This window comes from Paracoccus methylovorus, from assembly GCF_016919705.1.
Lineage (GTDB): Bacteria > Pseudomonadota > Alphaproteobacteria > Rhodobacterales > Rhodobacteraceae > Paracoccus > Paracoccus methylovorus.
On record NZ_CP070368.1, the window covers coordinates 687294 to 699864 of the forward strand.

18 protein-coding genes are annotated in these 12571 nt (G+C 60.6%); 14 read left to right on the plus strand and 4 right to left on the minus strand.

What is annotated here, in order from left to right:
- Positions 1–16: 16 nt before the first annotated feature.
- Both aspA and JWJ88_RS03445 read right to left on the minus strand, forming a co-directional pair.
- Entirely contained in the window at positions 17–1423 is a 1407-nt protein-coding gene (aspA, locus tag JWJ88_RS03440; protein ID WP_205294714.1) for an aspartate ammonia-lyase, read from the minus strand.
- A 159-nt stretch (positions 1424–1582) separates the two neighbouring features.
- Complete coding sequence (locus JWJ88_RS03445) at positions 1583–2479, minus strand: LysR family transcriptional regulator (RefSeq protein ID WP_205294715.1); 897 nt, start codon at positions 2477–2479, stop codon at positions 1583–1585.
- Between the two features lie 331 nt (positions 2480–2810).
- Between JWJ88_RS03445 and JWJ88_RS03450 the strand changes: the two genes are divergently transcribed.
- The 8 genes from JWJ88_RS03450 (at position 2811) to JWJ88_RS03485 (ending at position 7752) form a co-directional block, all read left to right on the plus strand.
- Entirely contained in the window at positions 2811–4007 is a 1197-nt protein-coding gene (locus JWJ88_RS03450) for a tyrosine-type recombinase/integrase (RefSeq protein WP_205294716.1), read from the plus strand.
- The gene (locus JWJ88_RS03455) at positions 4004–4816 is read left to right on the plus strand and encodes a hypothetical protein (protein ID WP_205294717.1); all 813 of its coding nucleotides are present in this window, start codon (positions 4004–4006) and stop codon (positions 4814–4816) included. The genes JWJ88_RS03450 and JWJ88_RS03455 overlap by 4 nt, the downstream gene beginning before the upstream one ends.
- A gap of 93 nt (positions 4817–4909) precedes the next feature.
- Complete coding sequence (locus JWJ88_RS03460; RefSeq protein ID WP_205294718.1) at positions 4910–5107, plus strand: helix-turn-helix transcriptional regulator; 198 nt, start codon at positions 4910–4912, stop codon at positions 5105–5107.
- A 109-nt stretch (positions 5108–5216) separates the two neighbouring features.
- Entirely contained in the window at positions 5217–5522 is a 306-nt protein-coding gene (locus tag JWJ88_RS03465; protein WP_205294719.1) for a winged helix domain-containing protein, read from the plus strand.
- Positions 5519–5734, plus strand: a complete 216-nt coding sequence (locus tag JWJ88_RS03470; RefSeq protein ID WP_205294720.1) for a transcriptional coactivator p15/PC4 family protein — start codon at positions 5519–5521, stop codon at positions 5732–5734. The genes JWJ88_RS03465 and JWJ88_RS03470 overlap by 4 nt, the downstream gene beginning before the upstream one ends.
- A gap of 90 nt (positions 5735–5824) precedes the next feature.
- A complete protein-coding gene (locus JWJ88_RS03475) occupies positions 5825–6103 on the plus strand; it encodes a hypothetical protein (protein WP_205294721.1) in 279 nt (92 codons plus the stop codon).
- Positions 6104–6200: 97 nt separating this feature from the next.
- Positions 6201–7100 (plus strand): hypothetical protein, encoded by a 900-nt coding sequence (locus JWJ88_RS03480; protein WP_205294722.1) that lies wholly within the window; start codon positions 6201–6203, stop codon positions 7098–7100.
- Positions 7093–7752, plus strand: coding sequence for a DUF7146 domain-containing protein (locus JWJ88_RS03485; RefSeq protein WP_205294723.1), 660 nt, complete (start codon positions 7093–7095; stop codon positions 7750–7752). Before JWJ88_RS03480 ends, JWJ88_RS03485 begins: the two co-directional genes overlap by 8 nt.
- Before the next feature lie 334 nt (positions 7753–8086).
- Here the strand turns inward: JWJ88_RS03485 and JWJ88_RS03490 are convergent, their stop codons facing one another.
- Entirely contained in the window at positions 8087–9748 is a 1662-nt protein-coding gene (locus JWJ88_RS03490; RefSeq protein WP_205294724.1) for a S1 family peptidase, read from the minus strand.
- 804 nt (positions 9749–10552) lie between these two features.
- Here JWJ88_RS03490 and JWJ88_RS03495 point away from each other — a divergent pair.
- From JWJ88_RS03495 to JWJ88_RS03515, 5 genes are all read left to right on the plus strand, one after another.
- Complete coding sequence (locus JWJ88_RS03495; protein ID WP_205294725.1) at positions 10553–10771, plus strand: hypothetical protein; 219 nt, start codon at positions 10553–10555, stop codon at positions 10769–10771.
- On the plus strand, positions 10768–10950 hold the full coding sequence (locus JWJ88_RS03500; RefSeq protein WP_205294726.1) for a hypothetical protein: 183 nt from the start codon (positions 10768–10770) through the stop codon (positions 10948–10950). The genes JWJ88_RS03495 and JWJ88_RS03500 overlap by 4 nt, the downstream gene beginning before the upstream one ends.
- Positions 10947–11297 (plus strand): hypothetical protein, encoded by a 351-nt coding sequence (locus JWJ88_RS03505; RefSeq protein ID WP_205294727.1) that lies wholly within the window; start codon positions 10947–10949, stop codon positions 11295–11297. The genes JWJ88_RS03500 and JWJ88_RS03505 overlap by 4 nt, the downstream gene beginning before the upstream one ends.
- Positions 11294–11500 carry a hypothetical protein gene (locus tag JWJ88_RS03510; protein WP_205294728.1) on the plus strand — a complete coding sequence of 69 codons (207 nt, stop codon included), beginning with the start codon at positions 11294–11296 and terminating at the stop codon, positions 11498–11500. The genes JWJ88_RS03505 and JWJ88_RS03510 overlap by 4 nt, the downstream gene beginning before the upstream one ends.
- 68 nt (positions 11501–11568) lie before the next feature.
- Positions 11569–11733: a hypothetical protein gene (locus JWJ88_RS03515; RefSeq protein WP_205294729.1), complete on the plus strand. Its 165-nt coding sequence runs from the start codon at positions 11569–11571 to the stop codon at positions 11731–11733.
- Between the two features lie 86 nt (positions 11734–11819).
- Here JWJ88_RS03515 and JWJ88_RS03520 read toward each other — a convergent pair whose 3' ends face one another.
- Positions 11820–12035 carry a hypothetical protein gene (locus JWJ88_RS03520; RefSeq protein WP_205294730.1) on the minus strand — a complete coding sequence of 72 codons (216 nt, stop codon included), beginning with the start codon at positions 12033–12035 and terminating at the stop codon, positions 11820–11822.
- Positions 12036–12187: 152 nt separating this feature from the next.
- Between JWJ88_RS03520 and JWJ88_RS03525 the strand changes: the two genes are divergently transcribed.
- Positions 12188–12466: a hypothetical protein gene (locus JWJ88_RS03525; RefSeq protein ID WP_205294731.1), complete on the plus strand. Its 279-nt coding sequence runs from the start codon at positions 12188–12190 to the stop codon at positions 12464–12466.
- Positions 12467–12571: the final 105 nt, after the last annotated feature.

Genomic DNA, 12571 nt, shown 5'->3' on the forward strand with positions numbered 1-12571 from the left:
GTTGCGCGATGCGGTCTTAGTTAATGAAAAGCTGCGGCTTGGTCAGGCTTTCGGGGCGCAGGATGGCGTCTAGACGATCTTTCGGCAACAGGCCCTTTTCCAGCACCAGCTCATAGACGCCGCGGCCGGTCAGATGCGCTTCGGTCGCGACCTCGGTCGCTGCGGCATAGCCGATATAGGGGTTCAGCGCGGTCACGATGCCGATCGAGCGGCGCACGGTTTCCTTGAGCACGTCGCGATTGGCGGTGATACCGCGCACGCAATTATGCTCCAGCGTATTGCAGGCCGCGATCAGATGGCTGACCGAGCGGAACATGCTATAGGCGATCACCGGCTCAAAGGCGTTCAACTGCAACTGCCCGCCCTCGGCGGCCATGGTGATGGTCACGTCGTTGCCGATCACCTCGAAGGCGACCTGATTGACCACCTCGGGGATGACCGGGTTCACCTTGCCCGGCATGATCGAGGAACCGGCCTGTTTCGCAGGCAGGTTGATTTCATTGAAGCCCGCGCGCGGGCCTGACGACAGCAGCCTCAGGTCGTTGCAGATTTTGGACAGCTTCACCGCCACGCGTTTGAGCACGCCGGAAACCTGCACGAAGGCGCCGCAATCCTGCGTGGCCTCGACCAGATCTGGGGCGGTGACGACAGGGATCACGGTGATCTCGGCCAGTCGCGCCCGCACCCGCTCGGCATATTCGGGGTGGGTGGTGATGCCGGTGCCGATGGCGGTGGCGCCCAGGTTGATTTCGCAGATCAGGCTGGCGGCTTCGGCGAGCCGCATCTCGTCCTCACCGATGGTGATGGCGAAGGCGTTGAATTCCTGCCCCAGCGTCATCGGCACCGCCTCTTGCAACTGAGTGCGGCCCATCTTCAGGATATCGGCGAATTCGGCGCCTTTTTCGGCGAATGCGACGCGCAAAGAGGCAAGTGCCGCAATCACGTTCTGCAGCCCCCGCCACGAAGCCAGCCGCAATGCCGTCGGATAGACGTCATTGGTCGATTGGCTCATGTTCACGTGCTCGTTGGGGTGCAGGTAGCGGTATTCTCCCTTGGCATGGCCCATGATCTCAAGCGCGCGGTTGGCGATCACCTCATTGGCGTTCATGTTGGTCGATGTGCCGGCGCCGCCCTGGATCTGGTCGACGATGAACTGGTCGTGCAGCTTGCCGGCGCGGATCTCTTCGCAGGCTGCGACGATGGCGTCGCGGCGTTCGGCCGAGAGCAAACCCAGATCGGCATTGGCCATCGCCGCTGCCTGCTTGATCGAGGCCAGCGACCGGATCAGCTCGGGAATTTCGCCGATGGGCCGGCCCGAGATCGGGAAATTCTCGACGGCGCGCAGGGTGTGGACGCCCCAATAGGCGTCGGCGGGCACTTCTCGGTCGCCAAGCAGGTCATGGTCGATGCGGGTTGGGGTCATGTTCACCTCGGGGCGCAGGCACGCGAAGCCAGCCGCCAGCCGGAGGCCCTTCGCGCGATGCGATCTGTTTCAATGTGCGATGACAGGGCATCTCCTCCGCCCCGTTGTCAAAGATTTAGGCAGTGTCCCGGATGATTTCCAATGCCAAGTCGCGCTGGGTTATTCCGTTTCCGCATAATCATCGCCCAGTTCGCGCGCCGCCTGCCAGACCCGGCCGGTGATACCGCGCCCGCGTGCCGCGTTGCGGTAAAGCCGGATCTCCATCGGCAATTCCGGTGCGACCACCTCCAGCCGGCCTGCCCCGATCTCGGCCTCGACCAGCCGGCGGGGCAGCCAGACCATGCCATGCCCGGCGACAGCCATGCTTTTCATCGCCTCGGCCATGGATGCTTCATCGGTATGGGCGACATAGACCCGGGGCGCGCCGGGCTGGGCCAGCGCGATCCGGGCCATGGCGTTCAGAAATGAGCCGCGCGAATATTTCAGCATCGGCATGCCCTCGCTGTGCCATTCCTTGGGAAAGCCGGGTCGTGCGACGGCGACCAGCCGGTCATGACCCACGACCAGATGCGGAAAGACTGCCGGGTCCAGCGGGATGTTCACCTGCGGATGAGCATAGGTCAGGAAGAAGTCATAGCCGCCCTCGGTCAGCGCCTCGATGCAGCGATCGAAATTCTCGGGCTTGACGCGGCTGGTCATCTGGCCCGCCGCAGCCTTCAGCCGCATCAGCCAGCCCGGCAGGAAAGTCACCGTCAGGCTGTGCAGGGCGACGAATGAAATTTCCCCTCCATGCGCGCGGTCATGGTCGCGGAATTCGGCACGGCGGGCATTGATCATGCGTACGGCCTCTTCTGCCGTCTCTCGAAACAGGATGCCTTCGGGGGTCAGTGTCACCGGATAGCTTTCGCGTGACAGAAGGTCGGTGCCCAGCCATTCTTCAAGCGCCCGGATGCGGCGGCTGAAAGCGCTTTGCGTGACGCCGCGCAACTCGGCCGAGCGCGAGAAACTGTGCGTCTCGGCCAGCACCAGAAAGTCCTCGAGCCATTTGAAGTCCATGCGCCCCCCTTTCCTGCTGCTTTAACCGAGGCTTGCCGGTCCCGCTACAGAAAGACTTGCCGGGCAGAGGGGGTCTTGGCAATTGCGCGATGCTGCAGGATCAGAGCTTGCGCAGTTAACCGCATTGGTGGGGGATTTTTATGGTGCTGCGGGAGAGCATTGAAGGCACCTATATCTAGAAATCATCCGGTATCATCGGCAATCATCTGGCTTGATATTATACAGTTTTCCTGTTTCAATCAGCACCATCTGTAATCAACCTCTATCACTCCATACTATATATAGGGGTGGGCTAAGAGGGGGACTAAAATTCGGGCCGGAAAGGTGGGCTGTGAGGGCGACCAACAGACTTAGCGCCAAAGGGGCGGCTGCACTGGCCCCTGGCAAGTATGCGGATGGTGCGGGGCTGTGGCTGATCAAGAATGAGCAGGCGCGGGGCAAGTGGGTGCTGCGCGTGACAGTTTACGGCAGGCGGCGGGAAATGGGATTGGGCGCTTTCCCGGCTGTTTCGCTGGCAGAGGCCCGGCGCAAAGCCGATGCTGCGCGGGCTGTGGTTCGTGAGGGGCTGGACCCGATCAAGGAACGTGAGAAGGCCAAGCGGGAAGCGGCCCGCAATCTGCATTTCCTGAACGACATCGCCCGAGACTGCTTCGAGGCGCGGAAGGCTGAATTGAAGGGGGACGGCGCTGCCGGGCGCTGGTTCAGCCCTCTCGCCATCCATGTCTTGCCGAAGCTTGGTAAGATGCCGGTTGCCGATATTGATCAAACCGATATTCGGGATTGCCTCAAGCCGCTCTGGCACACCAAGGCATCCGTTGCTGAAAAGGCGCTGGGGCGCTTGACCCTGTGCTTGCGCCATGCCGCCGCCCTTGGTCTGGTTGTCGATCTACAGGCTACCGAAAAGGCGCGGGCGCTTCTCGGAAAGAGCCGTCACAAGATCGAGAACATTCCTTCTGTCCCTTGGCGCGATGTGCCGACCTTCTATGAGACGCTGGCAAACGGCTCTATCACGCATCTTGCATTACGCCTTCTCATCCTGACCGGCGTTCGATCAGCACCCCTGCGCTTTCTTCACGATAGCCAAATTGATGGCGATGTGTGGACAATCCCTGCCGAGGCCATGAAGGGCAGAAAGGATGCAACCAGTGATTTCAGGGTGCCGTTAGCTCCCGAAGCTTTGGCGATTGTGGAGGCTGCGCGGCGCCATGCCCGCGACGGATTCTTGTTTCCAAGTCAGCGCAAGGGCGTCATCTCTGACGCTACCATGTCTCGGATGATGGAGCGCCGGGGTATGGCCGAGCGCCCGCACGGCTTTCGGTCCAGCCTGCGCGATTGGCTGGCCGAGGCAACGGACGCACCGCACGAGGTTGCAGAAACGATGTTGGGGCATGTCGTGGGCGGCTCTGTGGAGCGGGCCTATCGCCGCACGGATTTTCTTGAACAGCGGCGTGTCTTGCTGGCGCGCTGGGCGAAGCACGTGACCGGCCAGTCGGGGCAGGTGGTGAAGATGGTGAGGGGAAAACCATGATTGCACCAGAGGGATACTTGTGTTGGTCGGATATTTTGGAATGCGTTGATATCTGGGCTGAGGAAGTCGAGCGGTGTCAGCGGGTTCGGATCGCAGAAAAGAAAGCAAACGACAGCCTTGCGCGTATGGTCCTGAAGACGTGGCTGCTTGCAAATTTCATGTATGAGTTTGAACCCATACTTTGTGGAAAAGATGGCAGCCTTCTTCGTGTGCCAAGATGGATGTGGTTTCATGCCGACAGACTTGATGCCTGCTCTATTGCGTCCCCTGTAGATAAACGCGGTGAGTATAACTTATATTTCACTCAGCACTCCAAGGGGCTTTTCAGTGAAAAGGATGTTGGGAACAGATTTTGTGCGCTGGACCCCCGAACCGGACTAATCCGGCTCCGAAACAATACGCGTAGCCTATTCATCTATGCATGGATGGATGAGGAAGACGCAGAAGCTGCAACACAGTTGGTCAACAAAATGATTGGAATGTCGGTATGTTGGAACCCAAAGGACCTGCCGAGCACCGATCAGGATATCCTTAGGGCAATATGGGGAGATAGCCCGTTTGAGACTGGGAGTCCTTCCGTGGAACACACAGAGGTCCGTATGCGTAAAGTGGGGCGCCCAGCGCTCACCCCCATCATCCTGAGCGCCTACGATGATTTATATCCGTGTGGCCATCACATCACTGGCCATAGCTGGGAAATTGTAGCGCGTCGGTTGTCAGATAAAGCGGGTAGATCTCTAAAGCCGGACACAATTGCGCGAACGGTAAACCGTCGAAGCCCATTAGATACGGAACAATCGGAACAATAGTGTTCTGACGGTTTTTAATATTGTTCCCTGTTTGCTTTTATTATCGATGAAGCAACCCTGTCAGCCAGTATCACTCGTAATACAGGCTGACCAATGACCACCATCGACCCTCTTTTAAAGGACCGCGAGGCCGCACCGCTTCTCGGCGTCAGCGTTCCGACCTTCTGGCGGCGTGTAGCCGACGGAACCGTTCCCAAACCGATCAAGCTGGGCGCTTTGTCCCGCTGGCCGCAATCCGAAATCCTTGAGGTCATCGAACGGGCAAAAGCCGCCCGCTCCGAGGCCGCATAACGAAACCGCCACCCTTGGGCAGTAGGGCGGCGGCGCATTCGTTTTGCGGTAGGGTTATACCGCAAATATAGCGCCCAGCGCCCTTGCCCGCAAGCCATGAGGCAAGGCTATGGCCTTCAAACAGCAATGGCCCGCACGGGCTTTCACCATTCGCGACGGGGAAACCGATCCCCGCGTTATCGTCGTCAAAGGCCGCGACCGCTGGGCTTTGGAACACCTGATCCACGCCGGGCCGAAAGGCTGCACCCCTATTGACCACCCCGGCCCCCGCTGGTCGGCCTATGTGTTCAAGCTGCGCAAGGCCGGCGTTGCGGTCGAGACGATCCGCGAACCGCATGAGGGGCCGTTCCCCGGCAGTCATGCCCGGTATGTTTTGCGCTGCAATGTGGCCCCCGGCCGGGAGGCTGCGGAATGACGGATCTGGGCAGCGTGCAGAAGAACAGCCGCGAGGAAATCCGTTTCACGGCAGAAACCTTCAAAGGCCACGATATCGTAAGCATTCGCGTCTGGTATCGCGATGATGCGGGTGAGATGCGCCCCGGAAAGCAGGGATTAGCCTTTCGTCTCGATCTGCTGCCGGCCGTCCTGGAGGCGCTGGGCAAGGCTGAGAAGGGCGGTGCGGTATGATGGCGCTCCGCATTTCCCGGCTCTGTGTCCGTTACGGCATCAGCCACGACCGCGCCGCCTTTCTGGCCGCTCTGATCTGGGGGGCCGGTCATGACTGAACAGGAACCCACCAACACCGAGTTGCTGGCCGCCGCGGCCGCTATCGCCCTGACTGGCCGTCGCCTGATCGACAACACCGACCGCACCAGCTTCCGCGACGTGGGCGAGACGCTGGACGCCCTGCATGAGCATCTGGCCGTGGCCGGTGGCAGCCTGCTTTTTCTCGCCCGCCGCCTTGGCTGCGAATCCGAGGTCGAGCGGATGCTGAAAGAGGGTCAGGCCCGCGTCACCGCCTTGCGCGCCTGTGCCGGGATGGAGGGCCGGGCATGAGCGCCGAGGTTTTCCGAATCCGCTATCTGCGCCGCCTTAACGGCCTGACCGAAGCACAGGCACAGGCCGTTGTCGCCCATGTCTGGGGGTGGCCGCAATGACAGCGCATCAGGTTTATCGTGCGGGCACGTTAAAACGGGTCAGACGCAGCGCCGCAGCCATCGGACAGTTGGATCGCCAGATTATCGACGTTCTGACGTCCGACCATCCCCAGAGCGTCCGGCATGTGTTCTACCGGATGACCGATCCCCGGTTGCCCGAGCCTGTGGAAAAATCCGACCGTGGCTATCGTCATGTTCAGGACCGGGTGAAGAAGCTGCGCCGATCCGGGCGGCTTCCATATGGCTGGATCGCGGATGCCACGAGGCGGGGATACCATACCAGCACCTTCGCCGGGCCCGCCGATTTCCTGCGGAGCATGGCCGGGCTGTATCGGGCGGACCTCTGGGCGCAGTCGCGGTTTTATGTCGAAGTCTGGTGCGAGAGCCGGTCGATTGCGGGCGTCATTCAGGACACCTGTAAGGAACTGGCGGTGAGCCTTTATCCCTGCGGCGGGTTTTCTTCGATTACGCTGGCCTATGACGCGGCGCAGACCATCAACTGGAAATGCGAAGATGGCCGGGATTGCGTGGTTTACTATATCGGCGACTACGACCCGGCAGGGGTGCTTATCGACCGTTCCCTTGAACGGGAGTTGCGCGAACATCTCGACCCGTCCGTGAAGCTGCATTTCATCCGTCTGGGCATAGATGAAACCCAGATCGCGCAATACGACCTGCCGACGAAACCCCGGAAGGAAAGCGACCGCCGCGCCCTGCATATTCGCGGGACAGTGGAAGCCGAGGCGATGCCCGCGCATATCCTGCGTGGCCTGCTGCGGGAATGCATAGAGGCTTTCCTGCCCGCCGACGCGCTTGCCGCCGTCAAGGTTGCCGAGGATTCGGAGCGTCAGCACCTTGAGCGGCTGGCCGATATGCTGGGGGCGTCCAATGACTGAGGCCGAGCGCATCACCCGCGCCCTTCGTGGCCGCTGGCATGGCCGCTACGGGGTGGCCTGCTGTCCGGTCCACGGGGACAAGCGCCCGAGCCTGAGCCTTGCCGATGGCGACGGCGGCAGGCTGCTGGCCCGTTGCCATGCCGGTTGCCGGTTCGATACCATTCTGGACGCCCTGCGCGGTCTGGGTCTGGTCGAGGGCAAGGGCGTCTATACCCCGCCCAGCGCCGCCGATCTGGTGCGCATCGAGGCAGCAGAGAGGGCCGAGGCCGAGAAGCGCGAGCGGCAGGCTCTGGCGGTCTGGGGCGAGGGCCAGCCCGTTCACGGCAGCCTTGCGGAAATCTACCTGCGGGGTCGCGGCATCACCTGCGACCTGTCCGACGCCCTGCGGTTTCATCCCGACTGCTGGCACCCCAGCGCCCGGCGCTTTCCGGCCTTGCTGGCCCGCGTCGATGGCGCGGCACGCTTCGCCCTGCATCGCACCTATCTTCGGGAGGATGGCCGGGGCAAGGCCGATGCCGAACCGGCCAAGGCGATGCTGGGCGGGGTCGCTGGCGGCGCTGTCAGGCTCACCGAGGCCGAGGGCGCGCTTGTGGTCTGCGAGGGTATGGGGTCAGACAGAATGCCGGATTTCTTCATCCACCTTAGGGGTTAGCTCCAGACGGCATTGCAACATCAGCCACATGACCCGGCTGTAACCCATGAAATATTGAGGACCATCATGGCGGCACCAGACCCGTGGGGCATCAGCATAGAGGAAAGGCCGAATGGCGGCTGGGCCGTCCAGTGCGATGTGTTCATGCTGTCAGGCCGCACGCAGCGGCTGGGGCGCGCCAAGCGGATATTGTCGAACCTGCGCCGGGATGGCTGGTCCTGCAAATGGTGCGCTAAGCCGATTCCGGAATGGCGCAGGGCCGATGCCGTCTATTGCTGCGAGGGGTGCAGGAAGCGGGCTGCCCGGTCGCGGAGGGCGAATGTAGGGATACAAATCACTTCGGAACGGCATAGCACTCGACAAGCTTGGTGACCGCTTCAAGGTTCTTTCCCAGCGTCATCGGATCGAGCGTCGGAGCGTTATCTTCACCGAGGACGGGCTCAACTCCGTTCTGGAACATAAACAGCTTGGTTATCTCGCCTCGCACCGCGAAGTTCACGTTCTGCGGGATATCCCCTGTCGCATCTGCAACCAGTTTGGCATCGAGCTTCGAGACAACCACACCGACCACCCGCCCCGCGGCATCAACCGCGGGGCCACCCGAGTTGCCCGGCTGCACAGGTGCCGAAATTTGCATCCGTATCGCGTCCCCTCCCAAGCCTTTGAGGCTGCTGACGCTTCCTCGCGTGACATTCAGGCCGGAGAGAAGCCCCGCGAGCGGATAGCCCGCAACGGTGATATCGGCGTTCAGCCCGGCAGGCCGCGGAGCGAATTTCGCCACCACTCCGGCTTCTTGGGGGGCATCCTTGATTAGCGCTAGGTCGAAGCTCTCATCTGCCGCCAGCAGGCTGACAGGGCGGCCATCAATCTTCAGTGTTTCGCAACCCTCAACCACATGGGCATTGGTGATCAAGTGACCCTGCTCGGAAACGAAGAAGGCCGTTCCGCTGCCCTGCAAGGCCCGGTCGCTGGGCTTCGGCGCCGATGGAGATGCTGGTGCGGTTGCCGGCTGCTGGGGCGCTGGCGAGGGAACAGGGGTGATAGGGGGAGCGGTCATCCCTTCGCGCATCGCCTCCAGGCTCGCATATTCGTTGGGCTGGTTCTGTCCTGCTTCCGCGAGGACTGCTGCCATCGACGCAATGCCCTCAATGATTTCTCCGCCTGGAGGCAGCTTGATTCCGCTCGACCAACCCTTGGTAATGCTCCCGGAAACGGCATTCAGCAGGTTCTGATCACGCTTTGCGGCCGATAAGACAACGCTCGACCAGCCGTTCCGCCTCAGATCCGAGCGGGCATAGAGTATCGTTCCTCCCGCTTGCTCCACGGACGTGATCAGCACCTTTTCGCGCCTGAGCGTGTAGGGTGCGGCTCCGGGAAGCGCTGAGGATAGCGCATAGGTATGAATGCCGACCACTTGCGGCAGATCGCCCAAGTTCAGTGAGTATCGCAGCGAACTCGTGGTATGAGCATAGTTCAGGAAAGCATCGGTTGCTGGCTCGTGGCGCATCCGGCCGGCGGGGACGGCAAAAGAAATATCCATCGGCTCGAAGTATCGCTGCTCCCAACCGTCGGCTTGCACACGATCTGCGCTTTCCGCTGCAAGCAACACCACCTCCCAGTTCTCAATGGGTGGATCGAGGCCGGCACTCCGTGCCCAAGCCTCAAGAGCGCGCTGGCTGCCGCCACCCCACGCCCCATCCATGAGGGCGGAATATTTGCCATTCAGCGCGAGCCCGAATTGCAGGAAGCGTTTTTCCTCCACGGTGAGTTTTGATGCATCGAATTCTGCCCACATTTCCTCTACGGTGTATGCGCTGGCAGGAGCGGTTACGGCGAGGACTGAACTTAAGACGGCAGAAAATATGCGCATGTCGGGCTCTGAAAATTGGCTAAAATGCACATCCAGACTGAACGGAATGTTGATATGAGTCAAAGCCCATGAGCCTGCCAATTGCGGCAGGTTTTTTCCATTATTCCTACGTAGCGAGGCGACCACTTGGTTGCTGCCGCCCTTTCCGCTGCGCAGGACGCGCGTTTAGAGCGGGTCAAGATCGATCCCGAATTGATGAAACTGGCCGATTCTTACCGGTGAATAGCGGCGGTCGCGGCAGGCCTAAGAGTGCTTCCGGCTCATGTTTGGCGGTGAAACGCCATGTCATCGAGAACCCCTTTGACAAAAAGCCCGACGAGTGCCGCGACACCGAATGTGATGAACCCCGACAGATTGCCGCCAACATGGTCCGGTTGGAGCTCTAAGAATGACGCAACGGCCGGAAGGCGCAGGAGATAGTCAGATGGATAGGTCCACAGCCACGCGATTCCACCCGTTATGTCTGAGATTGAAAGCCCGGATTCGCAGTTGAACCCCGACCAACCATATTCCGGCCAAGTGAACCGGGACTGCCCGAAAGCCGTCTCCGAAATCTTGGCGCATTCTGCCCAATGCATAGTATGCCTCGCGGTTGATAGCCTCTCTCGGCCAGTCGCCTACAATTACCTGTAGCCCAGCTTCTGTGAGCTAGCGGAAGTCTCGTTTTTCTTCCAAGTAGATGCGTATCATTTCCGGGCGCGATGGCATCGGGTCCAGCTTTGCGCGCTCGGTATCTAGCCAAGCTAGGAGGGCGGGTTGCAGACGGACGCCTATGAGAGTGCCCTTGCCGGTGGCCGGGCGGCCCATCCTCTTTGTGTTATCATTTTGTGCTTGATCTGTCATGGGCTCATGATAGCATAAAGTCAGGCCGAGGGAAGTTGCGACCTTCCACCCGGCCCTAACCGAAACGCTGATCTGGAGGATCAACGAATGGCTATTCATTGCCATAACACCCCCGGCTTGCCTGCGCAAACCACGCTTATGCCCCCGGCCGAGCGGGCTTTGATTGCTGACAAGCTGCGTCTGGCTCTTGATGAAATCGAAACTGGCGCAGGCGATTATGCCTCTGTCCGCAATGCCGTCGCCTTCCAGCGCGAGGCGCTTCTGATCGGCCATCGCCGGATTGACCGCATGGAGGGCGTGGCATGACCGCTATTGAGCTTGATAATATCCATCGCGCGCTAGAGTTGATCGACAGTCAAGTCGCGCTTGAGGTTGCGCAGTTTGGCCGTCGTGGTTTCGGCCTGCCCATCCTTCCGCTGGAAATCGCCGCCCGCGATATCAGGCGGGTGCTCAATGCCAACTATCGGCGTGGGGGTGCAGCATGAACCGCCGCGCCCTTTTGAAAGCGATGCCCGCCGCTCTGGTCGCGGGTGCTGCGCCAGCCGTCGCGGTGGCGGACGAGGAAACGCCCATCGCAGCGATGTATCGCGAAATCATCCGGCTTAGAGAGGTCGCATGTGATCGAAGCTTACCCGAGGCTGAGGGTGATGCCGCCTGCGACCAGATGATGGATCTGGCGAACGACATAGTGGATCTGCCGGCGCGCGATGCCGACGACTTTCTGCGGAAGGTTCTCGGCTACACGGTCAACGGCGACCACGAGATTGGAGACGGCCCGAAGGCTGCCGAAATCTGGGCCGAGGCCCGCGCACTGATCGGAGGTGCAGCATGAGCGCGCTTCTCGACCACATCCAGAACCAGCAGACGCGGGCTATGCATCTGGAATATATCCTTGAGGCAGCCGAGACGCTGGACATTGAAGGACTTGCGCCGAAAGCCGTCCTTTCGCTGATCATTACCGCGCGCAGTATTGCTTGCGAACTCAATGCCGCGCTGGACAGCAGTGCGTTGCCGAAAGAGGGGGAACCGGCATGAAGTCATTCTCTGACGCATACCATGATGCGGAACGGGCAAGCGCTATCCTGCGGGGCCTAGCAGCGGCCATGCGTGATCTGGCTGCCGAGACTAACGCTATCAATCACAGTGACCGCGAAGCAAATACGCTGATGTCGCTGATCCTCACGGTCGATGAAAAAGTCGCCGATCTGGATGAGACAATCAGCCAAGTGTGGGTGGCGCACCGTGCCGAAAAGGAGCAAGCGGCCTGACGCCATCGCCCCCGGCTTCGGTCGGCCGCGCCCATCGCCATGACATGCATGACCTCTGATTTCTCGGCCCGACCCGTGCTGATCATTTAATTTCTATGCGGCTCAGGATCGTGGGTCGAACGCGGGTCGGAAATGGGAAGAAGAATAAGTTTTGCCTTTAATGCGGCGGCTTGCCAGTTCCTCTGCTCGCTCAAGCTGATATTTTGCCAGGGCGCGATAATGCCGTTTGCATCCTCCGCTGATGCGGCATGAGCCTCATACAGGCATTTTGCGACATATTCGGTCGTGGGGTCCGTTGGCATAAATATCTCCTATAAAACGATGTGCAACGATACGCTCGGCTGTCATGAGTGTTTAACGCGACAGATCGTCTCATCACCGAAAGTCGTTTCCACGTAAGAAACGGACCCCGCCTTGCGCGGGATTTTTTTGCGCAACTACACGAGGAAGAGAGATGGCCATAGTGCCCACACTGGATAACAGAATCAGCCTCGGCAATGTCCTCGTCTTGGGCGGGATGATTGTCTCCATTGCCGTTGCCTGGGGCGCTTGGACCGCCACCACCAGCGGTCTGGCGTCAAAGCTTACCGACCATGCAGGCCAGATTGCGGCTGTGGAGGCGCGGACACGCGCGCTGGAGACAGCCTCGGCGCGGCAGGACGAGCGCATGGTGCTGATCCTTGATAGCTTGCGCAAGATCGAGGCGCGGATGGATACGGTGAAACTGCCGTGAGGGGGGAGGGTGGCCCCAGCTACATAGCGCATGTAAAGCCGAGGCATGCCTGCCGCAGCTATAAAGAATGGCTCACAGGCAAGCGCACCGTAGGCCGCCAGTGCG

Bases quoted from the DNA above. Each gene is read 5' to 3' on its own strand.
- aspA (WP_205294714.1), bottom strand. From the start codon at position 1,423: ATGACCCCAACCCGCATCGACCATGACCTGCTTGGCGACCGAGAAGTG.
- JWJ88_RS03445 (WP_205294715.1), bottom strand. From the start codon at position 2,479: ATGGACTTCAAATGGCTCGAGGACTTTCTGGTGCTGGCCGAGACGCAC.
- JWJ88_RS03455 (WP_205294717.1), top strand. From the start codon at position 4,004: ATGATTGCACCAGAGGGATACTTGTGTTGGTCGGATATTTTGGAATGC.
- JWJ88_RS03460 (WP_205294718.1), top strand. From the start codon at position 4,910: ATGACCACCATCGACCCTCTTTTAAAGGACCGCGAGGCCGCACCGCTT.
- JWJ88_RS03465 (WP_205294719.1), top strand. From the start codon at position 5,217: ATGGCCTTCAAACAGCAATGGCCCGCACGGGCTTTCACCATTCGCGAC.
- JWJ88_RS03470 (WP_205294720.1), top strand. From the start codon at position 5,519: ATGACGGATCTGGGCAGCGTGCAGAAGAACAGCCGCGAGGAAATCCGT.
- JWJ88_RS03475 (WP_205294721.1), top strand. From the start codon at position 5,825: ATGACTGAACAGGAACCCACCAACACCGAGTTGCTGGCCGCCGCGGCC.
- JWJ88_RS03480 (WP_205294722.1), top strand. From the start codon at position 6,201: ATGACAGCGCATCAGGTTTATCGTGCGGGCACGTTAAAACGGGTCAGA.
- JWJ88_RS03485 (WP_205294723.1), top strand. From the start codon at position 7,093: ATGACTGAGGCCGAGCGCATCACCCGCGCCCTTCGTGGCCGCTGGCAT.
- JWJ88_RS03495 (WP_205294725.1), top strand. From the start codon at position 10,553: ATGGCTATTCATTGCCATAACACCCCCGGCTTGCCTGCGCAAACCACG.
- JWJ88_RS03500 (WP_205294726.1), top strand. From the start codon at position 10,768: ATGACCGCTATTGAGCTTGATAATATCCATCGCGCGCTAGAGTTGATC.
- JWJ88_RS03505 (WP_205294727.1), top strand. From the start codon at position 10,947: ATGAACCGCCGCGCCCTTTTGAAAGCGATGCCCGCCGCTCTGGTCGCG.
- JWJ88_RS03510 (WP_205294728.1), top strand. From the start codon at position 11,294: ATGAGCGCGCTTCTCGACCACATCCAGAACCAGCAGACGCGGGCTATG.
- JWJ88_RS03515 (WP_205294729.1), top strand. From the start codon at position 11,569: ATGCGTGATCTGGCTGCCGAGACTAACGCTATCAATCACAGTGACCGC.
- JWJ88_RS03520 (WP_205294730.1), bottom strand. From the start codon at position 12,035: ATGCCAACGGACCCCACGACCGAATATGTCGCAAAATGCCTGTATGAG.
- JWJ88_RS03525 (WP_205294731.1), top strand. From the start codon at position 12,188: ATGGCCATAGTGCCCACACTGGATAACAGAATCAGCCTCGGCAATGTC.